At 32.2% G+C, this 230-nt stretch carries 1 protein-coding gene; it reads left to right on the forward strand.

Translation table 11 applies throughout. From position 1 onward, the window contains the following. Positions 1 to 123, forward strand: a 123-nt coding sequence (locus MOC86_RS27315; RefSeq protein ID WP_268587021.1) for a response regulator transcription factor, incomplete at its 5' end; no start/stop codon positions are given. Between the last annotated feature and the right edge of the window lie 107 nt (positions 124 to 230).

Raw genomic sequence — 230 nt, forward strand, 5'->3', positions numbered from 1 at the left:
GATTTAGGAATAGCCGAACGAACGGTCAAAGCCCATTTCACTAATATCTTTAACAAGCTTAATGTTAATAATCGAGTAGAAGCCGTTACAGTGGCTATTCAGATGAAATTAATCCATTTATAAAAAAATTGCCCTTTCGTACATTAGATATCCGCCCTAATGTACGATTTTTTTTTGTTCATTTTCTTTTAAGATAAAGAAGGCTTGTAAGAAAGTTAATTACTGAACAG

The organism is Priestia endophytica (assembly GCF_026790145.1).
GTDB lineage: Bacteria > Bacillota > Bacilli > Bacillales > Bacillaceae_H > Bacillus_I > Bacillus_I endophytica_A.